This window comes from Mesorhizobium ciceri biovar biserrulae (genome assembly GCF_001618845.1).
GTDB lineage: Bacteria > Pseudomonadota > Alphaproteobacteria > Rhizobiales > Rhizobiaceae > Mesorhizobium > Mesorhizobium ciceri.
Genome location: NZ_CP015064.1, coordinates 3,298,043 through 3,321,653, shown reverse-complemented (window position 1 = coordinate 3,321,653; position 23,611 = coordinate 3,298,043). Strand labels below are relative to the sequence as shown.

The 23,611-nt window shown below is 59.9% G+C and carries 20 protein-coding genes and 1 tRNA gene; 14 read left to right on the top strand and 7 right to left on the bottom strand.

The window, feature by feature from the left end:
• Nucleotides 1-36 precede the first annotated feature (36 nt).
• From tuf to A4R29_RS15395, 8 genes are all read left to right on the top strand, one after another.
• Complete coding sequence (gene tuf / locus A4R29_RS15430; RefSeq protein WP_013531404.1) at nucleotides 37-1,212, top strand: elongation factor Tu; 1,176 nt, start codon at nucleotides 37-39, stop codon at nucleotides 1,210-1,212.
• A gap of 153 nt (nucleotides 1,213-1,365) precedes the next feature.
• Nucleotides 1,366-3,006 (top strand): COG3904 family protein, encoded by a 1,641-nt coding sequence (locus A4R29_RS15425; protein WP_063172282.1) that lies wholly within the window; start codon nucleotides 1,366-1,368, stop codon nucleotides 3,004-3,006.
• Nucleotides 3,007-3,108: 102 nt separating this feature from the next.
• Complete coding sequence (locus A4R29_RS15420; RefSeq protein ID WP_013531406.1) at nucleotides 3,109-3,591, top strand: group II truncated hemoglobin; 483 nt, start codon at nucleotides 3,109-3,111, stop codon at nucleotides 3,589-3,591.
• A 29-nt stretch (nucleotides 3,592-3,620) separates the two neighbouring features.
• The gene (locus A4R29_RS15415) at nucleotides 3,621-4,172 is read left to right on the top strand and encodes a putative glycolipid-binding domain-containing protein (protein WP_063172281.1); all 552 of its coding nucleotides are present in this window, start codon (nucleotides 3,621-3,623) and stop codon (nucleotides 4,170-4,172) included.
• A gap of 80 nt (nucleotides 4,173-4,252) precedes the next feature.
• Nucleotides 4,253-4,328 (top strand) — tRNA-Trp (locus A4R29_RS15410).
• A 110-nt stretch (nucleotides 4,329-4,438) separates the two neighbouring features.
• Entirely contained in the window at nucleotides 4,439-5,653 is a 1,215-nt protein-coding gene (locus tag A4R29_RS15405; protein ID WP_063172280.1) for a site-specific integrase, read from the top strand.
• Between the two features lie 266 nt (nucleotides 5,654-5,919).
• Nucleotides 5,920-7,014 (top strand): MobA/MobL family protein, encoded by a 1,095-nt coding sequence (locus tag A4R29_RS15400; protein WP_063172279.1) that lies wholly within the window; start codon nucleotides 5,920-5,922, stop codon nucleotides 7,012-7,014.
• 350 nt (nucleotides 7,015-7,364) lie between these two features.
• A complete protein-coding gene (locus A4R29_RS15395) occupies nucleotides 7,365-7,820 on the top strand; it encodes a hypothetical protein (protein ID WP_063172278.1) in 456 nt (151 codons plus the stop codon).
• 125 nt (nucleotides 7,821-7,945) lie between these two features.
• Here A4R29_RS15395 and A4R29_RS15390 read toward each other — a convergent pair whose 3' ends face one another.
• The gene (locus tag A4R29_RS15390; RefSeq protein ID WP_063172277.1) at nucleotides 7,946-9,583 is read right to left on the bottom strand and encodes a type IV secretory system conjugative DNA transfer family protein; all 1,638 of its coding nucleotides are present in this window, start codon (nucleotides 9,581-9,583) and stop codon (nucleotides 7,946-7,948) included.
• A 431-nt stretch (nucleotides 9,584-10,014) separates the two neighbouring features.
• Between A4R29_RS15390 and A4R29_RS34155 the strand changes: the two genes are divergently transcribed.
• From A4R29_RS34155 to A4R29_RS15375, 3 genes are all read left to right on the top strand, one after another.
• On the top strand, nucleotides 10,015-10,476 hold the full coding sequence (locus A4R29_RS34155; RefSeq protein WP_145923770.1) for a hypothetical protein: 462 nt from the start codon (nucleotides 10,015-10,017) through the stop codon (nucleotides 10,474-10,476).
• A 38-nt stretch (nucleotides 10,477-10,514) separates the two neighbouring features.
• On the top strand, nucleotides 10,515-10,829 hold the full coding sequence (locus A4R29_RS15380; RefSeq protein WP_063172275.1) for a hypothetical protein: 315 nt from the start codon (nucleotides 10,515-10,517) through the stop codon (nucleotides 10,827-10,829).
• A gap of 144 nt (nucleotides 10,830-10,973) precedes the next feature.
• Nucleotides 10,974-11,177, top strand: coding sequence for a hypothetical protein (locus A4R29_RS15375; RefSeq protein WP_063173697.1), 204 nt, complete (start codon nucleotides 10,974-10,976; stop codon nucleotides 11,175-11,177).
• 1,192 nt (nucleotides 11,178-12,369) lie between these two features.
• On the opposite strand, the gene A4R29_RS15370 is transcribed toward A4R29_RS15375, so the two are convergent.
• The 4 genes from A4R29_RS15370 to A4R29_RS15355 all read right to left on the bottom strand — a co-directional run bounded on the left by A4R29_RS15370 (nucleotide 12,370) and on the right by A4R29_RS15355 (nucleotide 16,636).
• A complete protein-coding gene (locus A4R29_RS15370; RefSeq protein WP_063172274.1) occupies nucleotides 12,370-14,829 on the bottom strand; it encodes a M48 family metalloprotease in 2,460 nt (819 codons plus the stop codon).
• Nucleotides 14,826-15,137, bottom strand: coding sequence for a hypothetical protein (locus tag A4R29_RS34495; RefSeq protein ID WP_063172273.1), 312 nt, complete (start codon nucleotides 15,135-15,137; stop codon nucleotides 14,826-14,828). The genes A4R29_RS15370 and A4R29_RS34495 overlap by 4 nt, the downstream gene beginning before the upstream one ends.
• A gap of 324 nt (nucleotides 15,138-15,461) precedes the next feature.
• Nucleotides 15,462-15,764 (bottom strand): hypothetical protein, encoded by a 303-nt coding sequence (locus tag A4R29_RS15360; RefSeq protein ID WP_063172272.1) that lies wholly within the window; start codon nucleotides 15,762-15,764, stop codon nucleotides 15,462-15,464.
• Nucleotides 15,764-16,636, bottom strand: coding sequence for a phage integrase N-terminal domain-containing protein (locus A4R29_RS15355; RefSeq protein ID WP_063172271.1), 873 nt, complete (start codon nucleotides 16,634-16,636; stop codon nucleotides 15,764-15,766). Before A4R29_RS15355 ends, A4R29_RS15360 begins: the two co-directional genes overlap by 1 nt.
• Nucleotides 16,637-17,549: 913 nt before the next feature.
• On the opposite strand from A4R29_RS15355, the gene A4R29_RS15350 reads away from it, so the two are divergent.
• The 3 genes from A4R29_RS15350 to A4R29_RS15340 all read left to right on the top strand — a co-directional run bounded on the left by A4R29_RS15350 (nucleotide 17,550) and on the right by A4R29_RS15340 (nucleotide 19,129).
• Entirely contained in the window at nucleotides 17,550-17,753 is a 204-nt protein-coding gene (locus A4R29_RS15350) for a hypothetical protein (protein ID WP_063172270.1), read from the top strand.
• An 85-nt stretch (nucleotides 17,754-17,838) separates the two neighbouring features.
• Nucleotides 17,839-18,522, top strand: a complete 684-nt coding sequence (locus A4R29_RS15345; RefSeq protein ID WP_082827415.1) for a DNA methyltransferase — start codon at nucleotides 17,839-17,841, stop codon at nucleotides 18,520-18,522.
• Between the two features lie 424 nt (nucleotides 18,523-18,946).
• Nucleotides 18,947-19,129: a hypothetical protein gene (locus tag A4R29_RS15340; protein WP_063172269.1), complete on the top strand. Its 183-nt coding sequence runs from the start codon at nucleotides 18,947-18,949 to the stop codon at nucleotides 19,127-19,129.
• A 435-nt stretch (nucleotides 19,130-19,564) separates the two neighbouring features.
• On the opposite strand, the gene A4R29_RS15335 is transcribed toward A4R29_RS15340, so the two are convergent.
• Together A4R29_RS15335 and A4R29_RS15330 are read right to left on the bottom strand one after the other, a co-directional pair.
• Nucleotides 19,565-21,127 (bottom strand): FAD/NAD(P)-binding protein, encoded by a 1,563-nt coding sequence (locus tag A4R29_RS15335; protein WP_161491082.1) that lies wholly within the window; start codon nucleotides 21,125-21,127, stop codon nucleotides 19,565-19,567.
• 445 nt (nucleotides 21,128-21,572) lie between these two features.
• Nucleotides 21,573-23,570: a phospholipase D-like domain-containing protein gene (locus A4R29_RS15330; RefSeq protein ID WP_063172267.1), complete on the bottom strand. Its 1,998-nt coding sequence runs from the start codon at nucleotides 23,568-23,570 to the stop codon at nucleotides 21,573-21,575.
• Between the last annotated feature and the right edge of the window lie 41 nt (nucleotides 23,571-23,611).

Sequence of the window (23,611 nt, the reverse complement as noted above, 5' to 3'; positions counted from 1 at the left end):
CGAACTGAAGATCCGGGCCGTCCAAGGAAAGAGACAATGGCAAAAGGTAAATTCGAGCGTAACAAGCCTCACGTGAACATCGGCACGATTGGCCACGTCGACCATGGCAAGACGTCGCTGACGGCGGCGATCACCAAGTATTTTGGCGAATACAAGCGCTACGACCAGATCGACGCTGCCCCTGAAGAGAAGGCGCGCGGCATCACGATCTCGACGGCTCACGTCGAATACGAGACGGCCAACCGCCACTACGCTCACGTCGACTGCCCCGGCCACGCCGACTATGTGAAGAACATGATCACCGGCGCCGCGCAGATGGACGGCGCGATCCTGGTCGTGTCGGCTGCCGACGGCCCGATGCCGCAGACCCGCGAGCACATCCTGCTGGCCCGTCAGGTCGGCGTGCCGTCGATCGTGGTGTTCCTGAACAAGGTCGACCAGGTCGACGACGCCGAGCTGCTCGAACTGGTCGAGCTCGAGGTTCGCGAGCTTCTGACCAAGAACGAATTCCCCGGCGACGACATTCCGATCGTCAAGGGTTCGGCTCTGGCTGCTCTCGAAGACTCGGACAAGAAGATCGGTGAAGACGCGATCCGCGAGCTGATGGCTGCGGTCGATGCCTACATCCCGACGCCGGTCCGTCCGCTCGACAAGCCGTTCCTGATGCCGATCGAAGACGTGTTCTCGATCTCGGGCCGCGGCACGGTCGTGACCGGCCGCGTCGAGCGCGGCGTGGTCAAGGTCGGCGAGGAACTCGAGATCATCGGCATCCGTCCGACGACCAAGACGACCTGCACGGGCGTGGAAATGTTCCGCAAGCTGCTCGATCAGGGCCAGGCTGGCGACAACATCGGCGCGCTGCTGCGCGGCGTTGATCGTGAAGGTGTCGAGCGCGGCCAGGTTCTGGCCAAGCCGGGCACGGTGAAGCCGCACAAGAAGTTCGTGGCCGAAGCCTACATCCTGACCAAGGACGAAGGTGGCCGTCACACGCCGTTCTTCACCAACTACCGTCCGCAGTTCTACTTCCGCACGACCGACGTGACCGGCATCGTGTCGCTGCCGGAAGGCACCGAGATGGTGATGCCGGGCGACAACATCACGGTCGATGTCGAGCTGATCGTGCCGATCGCCATGGAAGAGAAGCTGCGCTTCGCTATCCGTGAAGGCGGCCGCACCGTCGGTGCCGGCATCGTCGTCACCATCAAGGAATAACCGAGCCCGGCATTCGCCGGATCGACAAGAAAGGGCGGTCTTCGGGCCGCCCTTTTTGTTTGCCGGGCTATCGGCTGCCGCCCCGTCGGCCGAAGCCTGTTGCAAGGCTCTGGACCTCGTCTAGTATAGGTTGCATCAAGGGGCTTTTTCCAAATGGTTCCAAGGCGGTATTTTCATCGTCGGGCATTGTGGCCGCTGGCTCTGACCTGGCTGATTGCGTTGCTTGCCACAGGCCCGGCAGCCTTCGCGGCGGATGCGGCGCCGGATCTTGGACCGACGATGCGGTTCGGCATTGTCCGCAGCAACGCAGCGGGGTGCGAGCCGATCTGCCCGGAATGGATATCGGCCGAGGGCTCCATAGAAGCCGGAACTCCGGCGCTCTTCAAACGCATGCTGAAGACGCTTGGCGGGCGGAAACTGCCTGTTGTCGTGGATTCTCCCGGCGGCAATGTCGAGGCGGCGCTGACGCTTGGCCGGCTGATCCGCAAGAACAAGCTCGATATCGCCATCGGCAAGACGGTGTTTTCCAGCTGCCAGCCCGACGCGAAGGGGTGCCAGGACCGTGACGCCCGCTACTTCGGCGATGTCATCGACTATGGCGCCATGTGCAATTCCGCCTGTCCTCTGATGTTTGCCGGCGGCATCAGGCGAGTGGCCGGCGAATGGGCCTATCTCGGGGTCCATCAGATCACCACGACCTACATCCGCACGAAATTGCAATACCGGACCACCTACCGGATCGTCGGGGGCAAGAAGAAGATCCTCAACACGAAGATCGTCAGCCGCAAGAACGCCGGCAGCTACAAGACCTACGAAATGAGCAAGTCGGTGGAGAAAAAGCTGGCGGCCTACCTGGATCAGATGGGCATCGAACAAAGCATGCTCGAAACGATGAAGGGCACCCCGGCCAGCGAAATCCACCAGATCGCCCTCGATGACATGCTGGCGATGAAGCTGGTCACCAGCACGGACGCCGTGGGCCTGTTGACCGCGGCGAGCCTGTGCGAACCCGGCCGCCTGGCCACGAATTGCCGGGAGGTGCCGGGGAACAAGCCTGATGGCCTGATGGCGACCGCGGCCAGGCCTACTCCGCCAGCGATCGAACCCGAGGCGGCGCGGCGCGATGAAGACATGCGCTTCGTTGTCGTTCGCGGCACCAATCCGCTCTGCAATCCAGACTGCCCGGAATGGATCTCGGCGGAAGGCGCGATCACCCCCCAGACCCCGCAGAAGCTGCGCCAGCTGCTCGCCACGCTCGGCAAACGGCAACTGCCTGTCGTGATCAGCTCGAAGGGAGGCGACCTGTTCAGTGCCCTGGCGGCGGGACGGCTTATCCATGAAAAGAATCTCGACGTCGCCGTTGGCCGCACCGATTTCGTCGGCTGTGACCCAGGAGCGTGGAATTGCCTGGCCAAGGAGGGCGCCTATGCCGGGCTGAGCATCGATGCGGGCGTGGAGTGCGATTCGGCCTGCGCGCTCATGCTTGCCGGCGGCATCAGGCGGCTTGTCGGTCCCCAGGCGCGACTTAGCCTCTACCCGATGGGGCAAAAGCTGATGGTCAAGGCTTACCTGGAGGAGATGGCGATCAGTTCCGCCCTGTTCGCGGCGATCGAGCGGCGCTCGGTCGAGCGCCGGCTGGAACCCGACATGATGCTGAAGGTCGGCCTGACGACGAGCCTGCAATCGGTCGACGCGCTGACCGGCGCCACCATTTGCGAGGCGGTGCCAAGACCCGAGAATTGCCGGATCCGGCCTTCCGCCAATGCCGAGGCTGACGCGCCGGCCAAATTGTAGTGGGCGACGGAGCCCGAAACTGGCCATCGAGGCAGGTTGAGCCGCTTTCGATTTTTCCGCTATCGTCGCTGCTGGCGGCTTCAGGCAGGCGGAGGATCGAGAATGGGCCAGGATATCCCGACACTCTACGAATGGGCCGGCGGCAGCGAGGCCTTGAACCGGCTCACCCAGACCTTCTATGACAAGGTGGCGCAGGACCCGATCGTCGGGCCGGTGTTCAAGACCATGTCGCCGGATCACCCCGCCCATGTCGCGGCCTTCATCGGCGAGGTTTTCGGCGGACCGAAGACCTACAGCGAGCAGTTCGGCGGCCACCGCGAGATGGTCATGCACCATCTGGGCAAGCATCTCACCGAGGAGCAGCGCCGCCGCTGGATCAGCCTCCTGGCCGATGCCGCCGACGCGGTCGGCCTGCCTGACGATCCGGAATTCCGTTCGGCCTTCATGGGCTATGTCGAATGGGGATCGCGCCTGGCCAAGATGAACTCCAATCTCGGCGAAACCTGCGATCCGCAGACGGAACCGATGCCGGCCTGGGGCTGGGGTGTGCCGGGCGGCCCCTATCAGCCACCGGGTACAAACTAGCGTCCAGTCGCCATGGAGGTGTTGGGCTGATGCCGGAAGATGTGAAGATCATACGTTGGCGCGAGTGGGACGGACCGGGTCTCGAACATTTGGTGCTGCAGGAGCGGGCAGGGGAGGTCTCGGCCGACTCTGTCGCAGTCTGCTCCGGGCAAACGCCTTTTGCCGTCCGTTACCGCATCGTTTGCGATGTCGGCTGGCACGCCAGGCGTGTCGTTGTCGATATGATCGGTAGCGGCCGCACGCTTGTTCTTTCCGCCGATGGCGATGGTCGCTGGACCAGGGACGGCCTGCCGATGCCGGAGCTCGACGGCATTTTCGATCCCGACCTGACCATCACGCCGTTCACCAACACGCTGCCGATCCGGCGATTGCAACTTTCCGCCGGGCAGAGTGCCGAGATAACCACTGCCTTCATCGACTTCCCCGCCCTCACGGTCGTCGCCAACCCGCAGCGCTACACATGCTTCGAAGAGGGCAGGCGATATCTCTATGAATCGCGCGCCAGCGACTTCAGGCGGGAACTTGAAATCGACCGCAACGGGCTGGTTGTCGACTATCCCGATTTCTGGCGCAGAGGTTAAGGCGTGTTTGCTTGCAAACCGCTCTTTACAGAGCGTGCGGAAGCTTTTAGGAAGCGCCTGCTGCGCCGACATGCGCACGTACGGGCATAGCTCAGTTGGTAGAGCGGCGGTCTCCAAAACCGCAGGTCGTAGGTTCGAGCCCTGCTGCCCGTGCCATTTTCCAAGGAAAATCAGGCACTTAAAATTCGCCTTGCTAGGCGAGGATGCCGAAACTAGCCTTACACATCTCTTTCACAAACTTGCACGCGCGCAGGGAGTGTCTGGCGATGGCGGAAAAGCACACGATTCTGGAAGGCAAGGTTCACGTCTATCGGCGCAACGAGAGCCCGATTTGGCATTGTTCGACGTTCCTGAAAGGCAAAAACTGGCGCGTCAGCACCAAGGAAGAGAGTCTTTCCCGGGCCAAGGACTGGGCCGAGGACTGGTATTTCGGGCTGAAGGACAAAGGCCGGCGCGGCGAACTGGTTGGTGAGAAAACCTTCAAGGACGCCGCCGACCAGTTTATCTCTGAATACGAGGTTCTTACGGATGGAGAGCGCAACGCCCGTTGGGTCAAGGACCATTACCGGCGCGTTCGCACCTATTTGGTGCCTTTTTTCGGCAAGATGGGTCTTTCGACTATCACGGCCGGCACGGTGCAAGAATACCGCATTTCGCGGATGACGCCTGAGGAGGGCAAGAAGCTTCCCTCACGCAGTACCCTGCACCACGAGACCGTAACCTTGCGGCTGGTCCTGAAAACCGCGCTGCGCCACCGCTGGGTGGCCCACCTGCCCGACATCTCGCAACCCTACAAGAAGTCGGCCAAGGTGGTACATCGCGCCTGGTTTACCCCAGAGGAGTACAAACAGCTGTACCAGGCGACGCGGGCGCACGCCCACGATGCCCGTGCAGTTAGCCTCAAAGCGCAGAAGGGCGAGCAGGCGCACCGTGTCTGGTTGGCCGAGCAGCTTCACGACAAGATCCTCTTCCTGACCAATACCGGTTTGCGACCGGACGAGGCCAACTGGCTGGAGTACCGGGACGTGGAGGTTGTCAAGGACGGGCCGACGGGTCAGAAAATCCTGGAGATCCAGGTGCGCGGCAAGCGCGGAGTCGGGTACTGCAAAAGCACGTCGGGCGCGGTGTTCCCGTTCGAGCGAATGGTTGCCCGGAACAAGCCCAAGCCCACAGACCGGATCTTTCCGGTCGACCACAAGAAGCAGTTCAACACGATCCTCGACAACATCGGCCTCAAGCTGGACCGCGAGGGCAACCGGCGGACGCTGTACTCGCTCCGTCACAGCTACATCAGCTTCCGATTGTTGGAGGGCGCCGACATCTACCAGATCGCCAAAAACTGCCGGACGAGCGTCGAGATGATCGAGAAGCACTATGCCGTGCACCTGAAGAACAGACTGGATGCGGCGGCCATCAATGTGCGCAAGCCAAGGCCGGCCCCGCGGGCGAAGCCTGAGAGGTCCGAACACATTCAGGATTAAGTGCTCGCCGGATAGCGGCTTAGAGAGGGCAAACCTTGGAAATTGGTGCCATGCCAACAGCGCACTTACGCATCGCCCAATGTGTACGCATTGGACGAAATTTGCGATGCGTTGCTCGGTTTTCTAACCGCTGGCGAAACGCCAATCGGAGAAAACCGGCAAGTGCGCCAGGGGCAAGCCCCTTGGAACCCCGCTGCGCACCTGGGTGTGCTTTTCAACTTGACTGTACGCCGTGGCCCGACAAATTGCAGATAGACAGGTGACCAGTGGCGATCTTTCATCTGCACGTCAAAAACATCAGTCGTGGTGACGGTCGTTCCGTTGTCGCTGCCGCCGCCTATAGGGCAGGCGAAACGTTGCCAAACGACGCCGAAGAACGCGAGAGCGCGTTTGGCGGCCGGCGCGACGTTGTTCACGCCGAGATCCGGATACCGGCTGGGGCTCCTGTCTGGATGGGTGACCGTGCCAAGCTCTGGAATGCCGTCGAAGCCGCCGAAAAGCGCAAGGACGCGCGGCTTGCCAAGGAGATCGAGTTCGCGCTGCCGCGTGAAGTCGCCCCGGCGATTTGGCGCGAGCTGACCAACGCGATGGCGGATGCGTATACGCGTCAAGGTTATGTCGTGGATTTGGCGATTCACGAGGACGGGAGCAACAACAATCCTCATGCCCACATGCTGCTGACAACGCGTCGGATTACGGCGGGCGGTTTCGCCGAAAAGATCCGGGAGGCCGACGGTCTTCGCTTCGTGACCGATGCGCGTGCCAGGTGGGCCAAAATTGCCAACGCCAGCTTTGCCAGCGCCGGCCTCGATGCCCGCATTGATGCCCGCAGCCAAGCTTCCATGGGTTCGGCTCAGCGCGCAGGCCGGCACATGGGTGCCGATCGCCAGGCGCGGCGGTCACGCCGGGCGTACATCGACGTAGAACGCATAGCCACGGTCCGACAGGAGCTGAGAATGCCCAACCCGCTTGCCGAACTATATCCCCACCTATCCCTAAGACGCGACTGGCCGCCGGAAAGCCGCGAACCGGCGCCGGATATAAGTGAGCACGAACGTAACGAATTCTGGCTCTATTGGCAGTCGCGGGATCACGAGCAGGGCGACCCTGTTGCCGAGCGCGATCTGCCCGTCCTGAATCCCGAAGGTGACTTGATCCCATCGCATGAACTGGAGGCGGCGCAGGACAGGATGATTGCCGAGGTCGAGCAGCCGGCCGAGCGCTATCCGCTACCAAATGATCGGGAGCTTGCTGCCGAGACCGACAGGGCGTGGTGGGTGAGCACGCAGCATCATCGGCAGCCGGAAAGCGAACATGATGCGCCTGAACTGGATCGCGATGCCTGGTGGCGGAGTCGGTGATCGGCTCGGGAAGGCGTGCCACGCAACTAGGAACGGAGGTCCCCGTGAACTAGTTTACCGTGTCTTTTGGAATACGCTTGGCGGGCAGCGCGCCAGCCAGCATGTCGCCCCGCACGCGGGTCGCGGTATCGCTGGGTGGCAACCCCTCTCTATAGGTTCCCAGTTTCCGACGACGGTGCAGCATGTATGCATAGTAAGGTCGTTTGACCATGTGAAACCAGAACCATCCTGGCCAATCTCTCCACGGGCGGCGCTTTGCTAGAGCAAGTTCGTAGTCTAACCTTCTCATCCAATATGGCCGCATAGGGGGAGTAGGACATTATTCCTATTCCCTGTCAAAGGAAATTGCCATGGCGAAGGATCTCGATCCGGAAGCAGACATGCAGAAGCTGACCACGCGGATGGTTCAGCTCAACCGCCAGTTCGACGAGCTTTTTGAGCGGTGCTTTGAGCGGCCTGACCTCGCCTACGAGAAGTGGGTGAAGTCCGCCTTAAACGATGCGCATTCGTATGAGCTCCTGAAGAACCACCTCTTCTCGCTTGGCGAGATGCCCCGGGATGAGACAAGAAAGGAGAACGCCATAGACGCCAGCTTACGGCTCCCGGCCATATTTCAGGAATATCGTGGTGTTCGCGACCAGTTGGATGAGATGCGCACCATTAACCCCGTGCATTTCGATGGCAAGCAGCGCGAGATGCGAGCCGACCCCGATCCGTGGTGGGTCAAACGAAGACCTGAATCGCCTGGGTCCGAAGACCGAGAGCAAGAGAGAGACATAAGCCGGCAATGGCTGTGGGACCGCTAGGCCCGCAAAGATCAATCGGCTTTCTTGCGAGAAGGCGTTTCAGGTGGCTACCGCCGTGGCCGCCAAATACTTGACGGCCAACGGCCTGACTTCGTCGAAAAAGGGACCGGAGGTCATGCCGTTCCTCATGCTTTGCGATTGGCTGGTTGGGTGACACGATCACGGCAGGTTTGCCCCAGATACCAGGGCACGAGCTTGGCCTGGACCGGCCGGACGCCACGCGCAAAGACAAGGCCGGTGCGGGTCTGATCCGCGTCGGTGCCACTGAGCAGTTCCGTCACTTCGTCCGGCGTTAGAAGGGCACGGCCGGAATAGGCGATGCCGTGATTGACTGAGCCCGTTCCTGCCCCGTTGCCACTGAAGATCGGGCCGGTCGAGGCGCTATTGCTGGTCCCTGCTGTCCGGTAACCCCGCGTCTGGTCGCCGAGGAAGTCCGAGATCATCGATGCGGTAAAGTGCTCGTCCGTTCCGAAGAACGTTTTCACCGATGTGTTGAAGAACGTCTTCCACCCGCCGGGGTAATGTTCTTCCAACGTGGGGACGTCCTGAAGGAAGAACCAGAGGCGGACGCCGGCGCCGGCATGTGTTCGGATTGCGTCGCGGAAGCGCGGGAAGGGGCCGAGGCTCAGGAACTCGTCCAGGATGAACAGGACGGGTATGTCGGGGATGGTTTCATTCTGGAGCATCGCCTCGAGAGCGGTGGTGAGTGTGATCTTCAGGAACGCGGCATACGCGGACATCTTGTGGAACGGCACGGTGATGTAGACGGTCGCCGGTTCGTCCTTCAGCGAACGGAAATCAAACGAAGCCACCGAGGTGGCACGGTGAAGCCCTGGGTCGTCCCAAAGGGCGAACTCGGTATTGATGGTATCCCGCAGGTTCGGAATGGCCTTGCTGCGGTCCTTCCCAAGGACAATGTTGGCGGCGTTTGCAATCGCAGGATTGCGCGAGTCCCCCATGGTCTTGATCGCCTCGGTGAAAAGATCGAGGGGAGCGGCCGTGATACGCCGCACCTCGGCCATGTTGCGATGGCCCGGCGGCGCTGCCTCGGTGACGAACATGATAATGGCAGTCAGGACTGAGATGGCATCCTTGCGGAAGAAGTCCGGCGCGTGCGGATCCGGCGGCATGATCAGGTCGGCAAGCGCCTGGGCATCCGAAAATGATGCGATGCCGTCGAGTGGGTTGTAGGCGTCGGTTTCGGACTGAAAAGGTGAAAGACGATAGACCGGTCCGACGTTCTTCCGACGCCAAGCCGCCGTTTGGGCGTAAAGCTCGCCCTTGGGGTCGAGCACAACGCACGAGCCCTTATAGCGGATCAGGTTGGGGATGATCGTCGTCGTCGATTTGCCAGTACGTGTAGGCGCTACGGTGAGGAGGTGGCCTTCGCCATCCCAGTGAAGTTGACCGGCGACTGCGCTACCGAGGGCGGGGTCCTCGAAGACTCCCAGCAAAATGGAAGAGGGACTGTCGAATTTTGCAGTCGGGTGCAGCAAGCCCGCTTTTGAGAGCTCCGAGGCATCAGCCCAGCGCGCCGAACCATGCAGGGGAGGCGGGTTGGCAACCGCCTCATCGACGCGCCGTTTCTCCTCGCGCTGCTCGTTTTCCATTTGTTTGCGCGCCCGATGTTGGGCGAACATGTTGTTGATGGCGGTGGCTATCTTGAATCCGGTTGAAAATCCCCCTCCCGCACCCCCTTTGCGAGACGATCCGAACGGCTCGACTCCCTTCAGGGGATCGAAATCCTTGAACCAATCCGGCATACCCCAGCCCCCGCGAGACTGGATGATCTAGCACCAAGAAACATCTGGCAGAAACCCCCTTTAGAAGGGGCGAGAAGAATTTTTCTTGAGTGTTTGCAAAAGGATTTCCCGCGAAGAGAATGGCTGGAATGCGCTGGACCAAAAGCTCACGTGCCAGCATGCGGGAGCAGCCTTTCAAATCAAGACAGCAGAACTGCTGTTCCAGAGGCCTCCGGAAGGGGAGGCAAGAAACTGAAGAGGGGATGGACATCCCTTGTCTCTCGAGTAGGCGAAAGGCTTGATTTCCCGTTCTTGTACCCGCCCCGTCTCCGGCCGCTCCAGCTGGAACGAGTCGGAAAATGAGCGAAAGGGGGGCCGTCATTTCCGGCCTAATCCTCGCTGCAACACGGGTCGCGAGCCGCATAATTTCGCCAGAGGACGAAGGACAAGACATGGACAGCCAGCGCGCACTCGAACTTCTCTATGACCAATCCCGGTCTTTGGAAAAAGCCGTCGACGATATCGACTATGAGATTAAAAACTGCCTTCCCCGGCTGGAGGCGGACTCCAGCCCCAATCGCATCAGTTCGTTCCTGCAGGATCGTTACGGTATTCAACGGGATCACATGTATCAACTCGGCAAGGTGGAAGCACAGATCGAGGATTTGGAGCGCCGCGTCCAAGGCCGTGAGGAGAGTGAACGGATGCAATCCCCTTCGTCGAACGGGGAGCGTCGTAGTCCCGCCGAGAACCAACTGGATTGGCTTTCCAAAGTCGGAACGCTGGTTCATCGATCCGACGCAGTACCGGAGCGCGCCGAAAACCACCTGGATTGGCTTGATACGGGGCGCCACGAGCCGGCCGACGGCGTGGATGACTGCGGGCGGGACGAGCCCGACCGCAATCAGAGGTAGCACTTGCGGGATTCGGAGAGCCGCCCCATGATGAATGTATGACCAAGGTACATAGAGGCTCTGTTTTCGGCATCCGTGAACTCACGGAAGACCAGCGCGCGAAAGCCCGCAAGGATCTGGAATTGCTCGAAAAGGAACTTATCCGGTGCCGGAAGCGCCTTGACTACTGGACCCTCCGCAAAACGCAGGCGGAAACCATCCCCGGAATACCGGAAGATCTGCGCCAAAGTACGTTCTACTTTCATGCCCGAGCCCAGGAGCAAGTGAATTCCACGGAAAAGGTCCGGGCCTATCTGATTGCGGAGCTGCAGGGCCAGCCTGAGCACTTGCCCGCCTACCACTACGAGCACTGAGCGGAAAAAGGACGGCAATTTTCTGCGATGTGGTGACGTTCCCAGACAAGAAACGGGGCCTGTCTTAGCATAAGCTTTGAGTTCGCTTGAACACAGCGCTTTGGTGCGTGATTGTCGGAAACCACCCAGCGACGCGAGAAACCCATGAAGCGTGTGGAAAAGGCACGGCCTTTCGTGCCGACCGAAATCCATGTCGACACGGTCATGGACGAGAAGGGCACCTTTGGCATTCTCTCGATCCGCACAACGAAAGGCCTCCTCGATATCGCGCTGGACCGGGAAGCCGCCGACACCTTCATGAAGGCGATCGGCAAGATCCGGGCAAAACTGGACCCTTGTGGGAGCTGAGATCTGTCCGGGAGGAGGCGAGGGCTAGAACGCCGGAGAAGCGGGCCCGTTCCTAGCTTGCGACATAGTCATGACCGCTGTTGCCGGCCATACTTGCCTGTCGCCAAGCATCAAGAGGTAGCCATCATCCAAGCAGCCCATGACGGCTAGCTAGCGCCGCCAGTTCTGACCAAGCTCGTCATCAAACCAAGCTTCGGCATCGTAATTAGGACCCATGACTGATCGGAAATCGAGGTACCCGGAATAGCCCTTCTCCCGCAGCCAGGTTTTTGAAGCTGGAAAAGCTAGGATGGTCGCCATCGCCCACGCCGGTTTCCCTTGCCCATTTTGTGGCGAGGGAGCGGATTGCGGTTTCGCAATCACCCTTTTTCATGCAGATGCTCGTATTTGTAGGATGTGGGCGCGTTCGCACTGACATGAAGCTTAAACGAGTTTGTACACGAATTGCCTCGTTTGCGACCTGCAGGCGATCCCTCGTCGCCACCGCAGTAGAAAGTCTGTTCGTATTGCGATGCCTCTTTTGGAAGCGAACTTAGCGTCCACTGCAAATCCAAGCCGCCCCCGCGACACCTGGGATTAGCGCAGGGTATCGTGGGTGGCGGCGGGCGCTTTTCCGTGTAGACGCTGACCGTTGGTTCCTCAAAATAGCTTCTGCCTTGTTGCTGGACAGTCAACTCAAACGTTGAAATGTTTGGGAATGCTTCAAAAAAGCCGACCGAAGTTCTACCTAGGAATAACCTGTTGCTTGCCATTCGTTTCCTCTCCGCGATGTATCGCTGGCAATCATGATCCTCCAGTCCGATCAAGCTCCTCTCTAGTGCGATCTCATGCTCTCGAACACATGTACCACTTTTGCCCGGCCGAAAGCCGCGCTGAAACGTCTTGGGAACACCGTAAATCCCGAAGGTGGCTCCTAACTTGCGTCATCAACATGACCGCCGGATGCAGGCCATACTTGCCTGTCGCCAAGCTTCAAGCGGTGGCCATCGACCAAGCAGCCCAAGACGGCTAATGCCTCGGCCGCCGAATAAAAAGTGACAAGAGTTATGGCGCGACCACCGTCAATGCGCACGAGGCGGTGGGCGTCACTTTGCGCTTGCTGTTCGTCCACCAACGATCAATCGCTCCCAGGAAAAGCACGTTTACCTGCCATTCATGACACTTCCGTGAGAGGCCGAGCAGGCAAGCCCTCCTATTGGACGCAAACCTGGCGTGTCACTTCACAAGGTCGCTGATTTTGCTGATAGCATTCCGAAAGTGCCATTTCTTCTGCGTCCTGTATTGTCGCTTCCAACTGCAGTTCATAGCGCGACCGCTTGGTCGCCGGAATGACCCGCGCCACGGCCGCACAGGTGTTGCGGAACACCTGTTTCAACTCGCATTGGCTTCCGCCGCTGAATTGGCGGCATTCGGCCAGGGCCGCGTCGGTGGCGGCCTGCTGGGTCGCGAAACTCCGATCCGTGAGAATGACGATGCCGTTCCCAGCGGCTGCAAATGCGCCGTAACCGCCTGTAGCCGGCGCTTCGCGGACGGTCGGCGCGGCGGATTGCTCCTGGCTTGCGGGTTCGCCGTTGGCGAGATTGGCGATCTGATCCTTGAAGGACTGGATTTGCTTGTCGAGGTCGACCCGGGCCGTGTCCCGGTCGGCGATCTGTCCCTTCAGTTCGAGGTTCATCTGCCGAAGCTCGTCATTCCGCCGGACCATCTCGTCGCGATCGGCGGTCATCGTGGACAGCTGTTCGGTTAGGGAGGCAATTTGATCCTGCATGTCGGCTTGCGAAGCCGCAGGCAATGTTCCGGCCTCCGGGGTCTTCTGCTGGGCAAGACGCGCCGTCAACGCGGAGCGGTCGGCGTTGGCCGCATCAAGCTTCAGGAGCAGATCCTGCACTTGCCGGCGGGCCTGGTCGCGCTCGGCGAGCGCGTTAGGGAGGCTCACGTTGCCCGCGGACGTCTGCTGGGCGAGGGCCTTGCGGTCGTTGGCAAGGCGCGCTTCCGCGGCCTTCACCGCCTGCTCGCGAGCCTCGAGCTGCTGAACACGCGCGGTGTAATCGGTGTTACCGAACCACGCCTCCTGCATGTCGGCCACCCAGTTCCAGGAGGTTGACAGTGCCTGGCCTGCTGACGCCTTGGCGTCATTGAACCGGCGATCGAGGCTGTAGAAGTTCACGATGGCAGGCGCCACCGCTGCCAAGACCAGGCAAACGGCGCCCAAGGTCGCCAGCCGCCTGACATTGACCTTTGCGCGAAAAGCCGTGAGGCCGCGCCGCGTCCTGCGTCCAAGGCCATAAGCCAAGGAGCCAAGCTGGGCACGCAGAGCGGACGGCGTATCGTCGCCGGATCCCGGCCCGGCAAGGCCAAGGCCTTCTGCCCCGTGGACGGCCACAACCGAGGCCGGGATAACGGCCGCTTTGGCGGCTTCGTGCGAAATCGCATGAGCGTCCAGGGCTCTCAGGCGCGCTTCTAGGGGCGGGTGCGTCGCGAAGAATTTTCCGAAACCTGCTCCCCGGAACATCAGGTAGCCGTACTGCCGCTCTTCGGCGGTAGGCTTGTCCGTCACCCCATGGACGCGCTTGAGGGCGCGGGCCATGGCATCGGGAGACGTTACGTGCGCTCCGACCGCGTCGGCGTGAAACTCGCGGTTGCGCGAAATGCCTTTGGCGACGAGCTCGGAGGCGACGAAGACCGTTTTCCGGACAACCAACCCGCTAAGCCAGGCCAGATACGCATCCCGGCGAGCTTTTGCGCGACTCTTCTTGCCGCGCACGGCCACTTTGACGGCGACCCGCGTCATGATGTTCACCACGGTGACCAGCATGCGCTGAAAGCCTTCCGCGAACTGCATCCGCGCCACATCGTTGTGCAGGATGTGGCCAAGTTCGTGCCCGATAACAGCGTCTAGCTCATCTCTCTCGAACACGAAGAGCGGCTTGCCGATCACGACCATGGACGATTTCTGGTTCGCGCCCATGGCGAAGGCATTCATGACATTGGTGACACCCACAGCCGGCTTGGGCAAGTTGAGCTGTTCGGCCAAGCCGTGCACACGCTCCGCCAGCCAGTGGGTGTCTTCAACCGGCATCACCCCGAAACTCGTGCTGACGTCCCCAGAGGCCCGGGCGATATAGCGGCCACCAAACGTCAGGCCCAGCAGGGACAGCACGAAGCCGACCAGCAGCGCCCTGTCCGCGAAATAGCTCAGCATGAACAGGTCGAAGGGCGCCCACTCGTTGTAGGCCAGCATCAACACAATCCAGGTCAACACGCAGCAAGACAGCATCAGGATGCCGCAGAGCAGCACCGCCGTCGGCCCCCAGGAACGATTGCGCGGCGTCAGGTGCTGCTCGGCCGAAGGCGGGCGCGCCGAAAACCCCAAAAACGCTGCGAGCTGCGGAGCGAAGCGCAACAGCAGCAGCCGAATTAGCCGCACGGCGGCTCGGAACTGGGAGAACACCAGCGCCAAATCGACCGCCAACACCGTCCAGGAAAACGCGTGCTGCGGCCAGGGGACCAGCGCCCAAGCCAATGGCAGCGCCTCCGGAGGATAGGCGTTGATGGCGAGCCATGCGGCCCGCAAGCCCGTCACAAGGACGACGGACTTGATGAGCGGGCGCAGGCGGGTCTCTGACCCGTATATGGTGGTGGCGAGCGTCATGTGCCTGGCCCTCCGTCCATTGTGCCAATGCGCGTCTTGCAGGTCTCGCTCTGGGTGTAGGAGACGATCCTTGTTTCGAAGGGTCGGCTGCCACGCGGATAGCTGATGCCACCGCGCCAGCCGCTGCGCTGCCAGCCGGACAGTTGCTCCATGATTTCGCCCGGTGTCCGGCCATAGAGGTCTTCGGCCCGCCGCCTTGCCGAGCGGACCCTTAAATGCCTTCCGACCGAGAGGCCCCATTTGCCCCATTTCAGCGCAAGCGCGCCGCCGCGATCCAGCTCGCCAAACAGATCAAATTTATCGGCCATATCCCACCCAGCCCGACTGAGGCGACAGTAGCAACAGCGAAGCCGAATACAATGGGATTTCGAGAAATTGGTTGAGCTAACCTGGGACCGAAGACTCGACCCCAAGGTTATTAGCTCAAGCTAAAACTATCCTGTGGTTATAGCTCGTCATTGGTTCTGCGGGGAGGGAATGTGAACACACTCTGGTTTTTGAACGGGACAGCAGAACTGCTGGCCTCAAGGACTCCGGAAGCGGAGGCAAAAAAACAAAAGGGGATGGACATCCCCTCCCTCCCAACGGGCGAACGCCCCCGTTGTGCAGCCATTCGGCCCTTCGGAATCATTTCACCATGAGATTTCGAGTTCCGGGTATTCCGCCAGGATCGATGGGCGATACGCATCCTGTTCGAGACGCGTCGGGCGCCAGACGTATTCGAACTGCTCGGAATCGAGCCATTTCTCAAGCGCCTTGGCGGCCTCCGTGTCGGATAGATCGAACGCGAACTCCTGGACGATGCGATATCGGCGGTGGCCCTGCATGGCCGCCTCATCGATGGCGGCGGCGACCGTCGCCGGATTGAACAGATTTTCGGCGTACTTCATCCTCTTCCTGGAGGCCATGAGGAAATTGCCTTCCGAACGTTTCATCAGAAGGCACTCCCCAGATAAGTATCCGTGATCTTCAGGCGGCCGTGGCCGAGCTCTGCGGAAATCCGATGGCGCGCTGCGCGGTCCTCGGCACGTTCTTTCCCGGACATATCAGCCCAGGCTTTGCCGCCTGCCAGGGGGCAGGGATGCCCGGTCAGCACCGCATAGCGTTGCTGCGCATAGGCGTGTCGGAATCCATGGGTGTTGCGGAGGCCCGCCTTGAGCGTCTGGTACTCGAAGCGCTTGAGGTGTTCGACATAGCTCATTTGAGCCGGGATCAACGATCCTGCACCGGGAAAAAGTCGCAGGATATTTTCGAGGACCTGCCGCTGTTCCAGCGTGGTCACGGGCACGGTCCGTGCCCGGCCCCCCTTCGTCCAGCTCGCCTGCAAGGCGATCTGGTCGGCTCGGACGGCCGCCTGCGGCCGGAACTTCATGGCTTCCTCACGCCTGAGGCCGAAGGCCACCTGGAGGAGCACCGACGCCTTGATGTACGGGCATTCGATCGAGGCAAGCTTGGCATGGTCGAGCGTTTGCGCACGGTTGCGTGTGACGTCACCCCGTTCGGCGACGCCATAGGCGGCGTTCTCACGGTTGACGACGTTGACCTTGTTGATCTTCTCGGCCCACCAGCGCAGCCAGGTGAGGCGGTTGCGAATACTGGCGTCCGAGGTGTCCGTATCGAGCCATCGCTCGACGAGGGCCTCGACATGCTTGGGCTTGAGGGACGTCGCAGACGGCAGCTTATAGCCGAGGTCCACGAGGTCGTTGGCCATTGCGGACAGGCCGCGCCGGCGGTTGTTCTGTGTGCCGTAAGAGCCGTCCCGGTTGCGTTGGCACAGCCGCACCAGGTCCATGGTTAAATCGTCCATCTTGCTCGCTTTTTTTGTTATTGGCTGAGTGTTGATGGCCGATGCACGTCCGTAGATCGTGACACCCCGCGAAGGTCATTCGCGGCAGGGCCGGAATGCGTAGTCTTCCTTACGGTATAAGCCTCCCTAGCCAGCCTGGTGGCTGGCCGAATTGGTTTGCCCTGTTGGGCGTCCGGTCACCGAGAGGTCGAAACCGGAGGTGTGCCCGCCGCGGCGGCGCACGTATTCGATAAGCAGTCATGCTGCTCTCCTTTGGTTGGGGAAATGGTCGGGTGAGATGGTTCAGGCGGTTTTTGCCCGCCGGGATAGTTGCCGCAGTCGCCGTGAATTGCCAGCACTTTGCACCGGAAATGATCAGCGTAGCGTAGCGTCATTTGCAGGTCGTGTGCCGACGTTTGTGCGAACCCAGCGTCCACTGTGGGTTTGGTGGCGGTCTGTCACTCCCCAATACATTGGCGAGTGACAGACCGCCGGCCGCCCGCCATGCCGGACATTCCCATGTCCGACATGGCTCGGTACGCCCCCTCCGCGTTCCTGGCCAATGGCATTGGCCCGGCACCGGATTGGCGTCGGCACGGCAAGCGGAGGCCCTGTTCAGGGCCAAGCCCTTGCGGTCGTCTTGGCGGCAGTGGCAGCACCCTTGTCGCAGGTGGATCGCCCGCGCCTCGACATGGCATGGGTGGTCGGCCGCCGGCGGCGGTTTCGTCGTCTTTCTCCCCTTTGTGCCGGTCACAGCTCAAAGCGGCCGGAAATGGGTCGTGTGTGCACCCGGCGTGCCGTCCTGCAAGGCATCCAACCGTCTCCCAGTGGGACCCTCGGTTGGACCCTCCGTTGCAGGCCGGCTGAATCGCCCGGCGCCTTGGTCACCCGACCGGCCGCAATGACGTGGCCGGGGTAACAAAGGAGAAAGACTATGACGAAAACCACCACCACCAAACGGCCGACCCACACCGTTTTCGTTGTCGAGGGCGAGGGCGATAAGACCACCTGGACCGAAATCGGCGCACTGTGGAGCCACGATGACCGCAAGGGCTTCAACCTTAACCTGAAGGCGCTGCCGCTCAGCGGACGCCTGGTCATCCGCGAACGCAAGGCCAAGGAAAGCGTGGGGGCATGAGCCCCCACCGCTTCCGCGGTGCGGACGGCCTTGCCGGCGATGCGTTTGCCGGCAGAAGTGAAGCCGATAGAGAGGAATTGGTGCGATGAGCCGGTTCATTTCTATCCAGCGCCTGGGACCCGTCCCGGCAGCGGCTGCCGCCACGAGTCCCCGCAACAGCGTACTCCACGGCGACTGCATCGACGTCATGGCCGGCCTTCCTGCCGAATGTGTCGACTTCATCCTCACGGATCCGCCGTACCTGTGCCGCTACCGTGACCGTACCGGCCGCACGGTGGCCAACGACAATAACTCGCATTGGCTGAAGCCGGCCTTTGCCGAAGCCTATCGCGTGCTGCGGCCAGACAGCTTGTGCGTCAGCTTCTACGGCTGGAACGCTGCCGACCAGTTTATCGAAGCGTGGCGCGCGGCGGGATTCCGCATTGTCGGCCATCTCGTCTTCAGCAAAAGCTATGCCTCCTCGACGCGGTTCGTGGCGGCGCATCACGAGTCCGCCTACATCCTTGCCAAGGGACAGCCTCCCTTGCCAACGGAGGCGGTTCCCGACGTATTGCCGTGGCAATACACCGGCAATCGCCTCCATCCCACGGAAAAGCCCGTTGAGCCGCTGCGGCGGCTGGTGAAGGCGTTCTGCCCTGAGGGTGGCTTGGTACTCGACCCGTTTTGCGGGTCGGGTTCCACGCTTGTTGCTGCGCAGGACTGCGGCCGCAACTGGCTGGGCATCGAGTTGGATGCCCGTCATGCCGAAACGGCGTCGGGTCGAGTCTGACCGCAGCCAGATAGCTTGGCCGTGGGGGTGCCCCTTTATTCCTTTGGCTAGCTGTTCCAGCATCCAGCTAGCCAAAGGCGCTCAGCGCAACGATCGTTGACTATGCATCTGCTGAATTATCGCCTCCCTCAATTTGAGCAAACAACTACCTGTTCAACTGCACAGGTAGCGAAGTGCGTGCGTCCATGCACATTGAGTGTCGGCGCATGAAAAGGCCGATTAATAAGGCCAAGTCGCCGTCGCAAAATCGGTCTGTTGCTCAGGTGCACGGTATGGCTGCAAGCGCGCTACGGTAGCCGCGACCGCCTGCGTTACGAGATCGCGACGTACTTGACCTCGACAACGCGGCTCCGCCGCAAACGGAAGAATTGTCCAGGGAGCCAGATCCCACGTCAAATCGCGATCGCTAAGGAGCGCGCTGGACTTGGCCAACGTCATGGCCTGCGACGTGGCGCACATCCAGACCTACGCAGTCCCGTTGATCGCAGAAGCGGGCGGCGCCAATTGGCGCCGCGTGGCGCGAGCCACCCTGAACCTCGACCGTGAGCCGGAATCGGCCCGTCGGGTCTGGACATCGCACCTGGTCGGCAACCACCAGTGTCAGTGACCGAGCTTCATTTCACCGGCTCCCGATGCCGACGGGCCGAAGCACCTACATTCGCGTCTCCCAGCCCGCGACCGAGCGGACCTAAGCCCATCAAAGTGGCAACTGTCCCTGAAAGAATCCCGCAATATCAATCATTCCGCTATCCTTACAATACACTTACCGACACCTCGATATATTTGACCATTATACTAGATATAAACCATAATGCCATAGTACTTATCTCGACAATAGAGGATAACGTTTATGATTGGAACAACGGAAAGTTTGAACGAGGAAGTGACAGACCTCGAAAGGCCCGCACAAAGCGCATTTCAGGAGAAAAAGGAAACGGACGTGCCGAGTCACAATGTGAAGCGGGAGCCAACCTTTATTACCGACATCGGGTCATTTCCATACGCACCATGGTAGCGATATAGCCTGCTCAGATCGAGCAGGCTATATCGTTGTTCTCCGTTCTTTGAGTTTCTCGTGAATGGCACTAGCGGTCCTCAGAGCGGAACTACCCGTCTCACCTAGGCAGTGGGTTAACAAACGCGTTCCGTACATTACGCTCCCCACCAGTGAGTACAATTCACCTATTGGCTCCCTATTTTCGGTCAAGATCTGGCCAGTGTTAAAATCAGCAAGGGCGCCCCCATACTTGTGCCTTGTAAGCCAGCCCTCGGCCATCATTGATTTGAGAACAGGGAATCGCGCAGAGGATAACTCGGTTCCAACCCCGCTACAATTAACTATAGCCCCAACATCATAGTCATTTTGCTTGGAGCCGAACTTGGTTGTTATCCTGAACCCGGCCTTAGTTTCTCTAACCGACTTATCTGTAATCCCTCCATGAACCTCAAAACGCCCATCATTAATTTCTTTTAGAATTCTGATAGCTTGGGGGGATGCCATGCCATAGCTAACTGCGGTGTGCTGGGGGCGCCAAAACTTGAGATACTTGTCTCTCTCATTGGGCGTGAACAAGTGCCAAATCAGAGGAGTTACATTATCGAGCAGTTTGAGAATAGCAAACCACTTCGTTTCGGAATAACAATCCGGTAGAGCCATGCTTAAAAGTTTTGATGGTTGCAGTCGGCTATTCAATAACGCATTTTTTAGGCTGTCTGGATGAACATTAGCCGCTTTGAATTCCTGTAACATTAACGCAACGATATGATCTATCGTGATTTTTCCTGTCGAATCGTAGATATCAAGGATATTTTTCTCCGTAATGAACAGAGGAGATTGGGATGTATACTTCGGTCTTGGATATTGCATCGTTCCTGTTCGAGAAAACCCCAAAACTTTTTTGATGCCCTTGTCACTAAGTACAATTGTCGCATCGACTGCTGTAGGACCCAAGCCAAGGATCCCGACAGTTTTCTTAGGATCGATGCCATCAAGAGATTTCCAGTCCCACGGATTGCCATAATAATTTGGGTTGCCGATCAATTCGCTATATTTTGTCGGGGGGGTATGACCCAACGCAAGTACTACGGTGTTCGCATATATCATTCGTCCATCTGTTGTGGCTATGCTAAACCCAATTCCTTTCCGTGAAAGCCGAGAGGCCTCACCTTGTAAAATAACGACGGGTATATTGTTCTTGTCAGCGATTTCTAGGTAATAAAGAAAGTCCTTATGGAGCATTTCTCCTATGTCTTTTCGGCGCTTATATAAAGCGTCCTGCGTTGCCTCTTCGCCCTCTTTCCATTCGGCAAGCGTGGAAAGCCGACCGTGATCCAGTGGCGAATAACCAATCGTCGGAAAAGGCATATTTGCGCGCAAATTCGTGCTTTGCTCGGATGACCACGCTACGCCTTTTCCGTGCTCGGAGGCCGGGCGCAGCTCCAAGATAATGTAGCCCACGGCGTCTGACATTTTATTTTGAATTGCTAGCGTTGAGCTCTCTATGAAGAAACGTGAACCGCCTGCTCCGGCGCCTATGACAATAATCCAGTGTCGCGATGGATCATTTGACTGTAGTTGGTCGTTAGCCGTCTCAGATTCTTTCATGGGCACCCCTGTCATAGCGAGTAAAAGCCGAATTACTTGTAGCATAATCAGGAATCGTTTCGTGTGGCAACCAAGTTCCCCGCCGTCTCTGTCGTGACGCGGGTGGTTTGAGTATTTAGCACTCCTTGTGACTTGCGCTGTCTTGCTGCCGGCGGCGCAGCCAAGGAACTCGCCTTGAATCTCTGCTTCGTAGCGACCGCTGGCCCCAGGAGCGGCTGCGCCTTGCGCGAGACACACTGGAAAGGGAGCTTTGGGCTCGGCCCCTTCTCCCCGCAAGCAAAATCGACACGGCCGAGGCTCCGCGCTGCGCTTGTGCGCCCGCGCCACCCGCATTGTTTTGGCTTGTCCCCTCCCACACGCCGGCGATCAGCAAGCCGGTCACGATCCGAAACATGTAGCTGCCCCCAAGCAGAGTTTCTGTCGGCCTCTGCACCATGCCGCGCACTTATTTCGCAAAATAGGCCGAAATCCGCCGATCTGCCGTGGTCTGCCAAGTGTCGTCAACGCCGAGGAAGCCATCGGTCGGGCTTGACGATGCGGCGACGCCCGCCCGCTTCAGGTCGGCCGACTTCTCTGCCTCGGCTGCACGGAAGCGGTAATGATCGAATACGTCGAGGACATGCGTCGCATACGCCTGGGCAAGCGCGGGATCGCGCTGCACGATTACCAGGTTTTCGTCGTTGGAGTAGGAGGCCTTATAACCGAGGTTGTGGCTGCCAAACGCGACCACGCAATTCACCGGGTCAAGCGGGTCTATCACCAGGATCTTGTCGTGGATAATCGCCTTGCCAGCGCTCAAAATCTCCTTGTTGACGAAATTGCCGAGCTCGCGGCCGATATCCTTGTCCGTGAGCGCGGTTGCGCGCACGACATTGACGCCGCCCTGCTGGATGATGAAGGGCGAACTCGGCACCAAAGGCTTTCCATCCGGGCCGGTGCCTGAAGGCTGGTAGCCCCAAGCCAATGGATCGGAGACCGCGCCGACCACCTCCAGGCTGGTATCCGCGAGGCCGAGATCGATCGCCTGCGAGATGATCGAGTGCACCCCGCCCTTAGACGGCAAGAACACCGCAAACAAAATCATACGGTGCGCACGGCGCATCAGCGAGAAGAGCCGGTCCATGTCCGGTGGAGGCGGCAGTTGACGCTTGGCGCGCGCCGAAGGCGGCTGCTGGGCGCCCGGAACGTTGGGCGAGAACCAACATTCAAAGGCAGCGCCGTTGGCGAGATTGCCGGTCACCGGAGTACGGTCGGCGTCCTTCACGATATCGCCCTGGTCGGCGGCGGTGTTGGCGTCCCCCGTTTGCGCAGGCTGCGGCAAGGGGTGATCGAACAGGCGTTGCCAGTAGTCGAGGTATGCGCGCGCGACGTTCGTGTCTTCGATGACGATGCAATTGTTGCTCTGGCCGGAGATGCCACTCCACGTCCAGTTGGTCGACCCGGTAAGCACGGCTTGGGGTGTGCCCTGGTCATCCGACCAGACAACGAATTTGTTGTGGCCGATGTGGCCGCTGCCGTTGAACAGCCGGTTCTGCATACCGAAAGTCGTTCCAGGCGCATCCGCTAACGCGCGCAACGTCGCGCGAGCTGCTTTGTTTCTCGTATCGTAGTCGGTATGGATGACCTTCTTGGTAACCTTGTCCTTGGTGTCGCTGGACCCGGCATCGGACAGGATGAGCTGCATCCGGGGCGCCGCCGCGACAAGCAGGTCGAGCAACTGCCGATCCTCCAGCTCGTAGAGGGCGGCATGAAATTGCCCGCCTGCTCGGCTCAGGAACTCGGTTATCGTCGTCGGGACGTCGCCGGCCAGGTAGCGTCGCAGGGTGTCGTCGGGATCGCGCAGACGAACTTCAAGTTCGTCGCGCCCAACTTTGCCATCATTCTCTTCGAGCATGCGGATCAGGAACTGGCTCGATAGAATGCCGTTGGTGAAGGTGGAGACGAACGGTCCCACGCGGCGGGTGGCCTCAACGATGTTGGTGAATGCCGCGGGGGCCAGATAGCCGAGCCGGATAGGTGCGCCCTGATAGTGATGCTCGACGCGCTGTTTGGTTTTTGCGTCCCAATGGCTTTCGGGGACGGGCACTACTTCCTCGAGGCCATCGCGCAAGCGACCTACGGGGCGGATACGGTATCGTAGCCGCTCATTTTCGGGCCGGAGACCCAACTTGTCACGGTGTCGCCGCAGCGTGAGATCGCGCCAGTTAAACTTCTGCACGGGCCAAACAGTCGTGTTCTGCGCCTGCCAGTCCGTGTTCGACTGCCCTTCAAAGGCGACATAGGCGGCAAGGGGGCGTTCGGCGGTTACCATACCAGTGGCATCGAGATATTCCCGAACAATATGGAAGCCCAGGCAATCAGGAATCGGGTCGGGGTTGGTCTGCCACGCAAGAAACGCAACTTCATTGTTGACGATTGCAGTTGCCTTGACGATCTGCACCATCTCATCCCCCCTGGAAGAACAACGACCAGCCGGCTCGATTT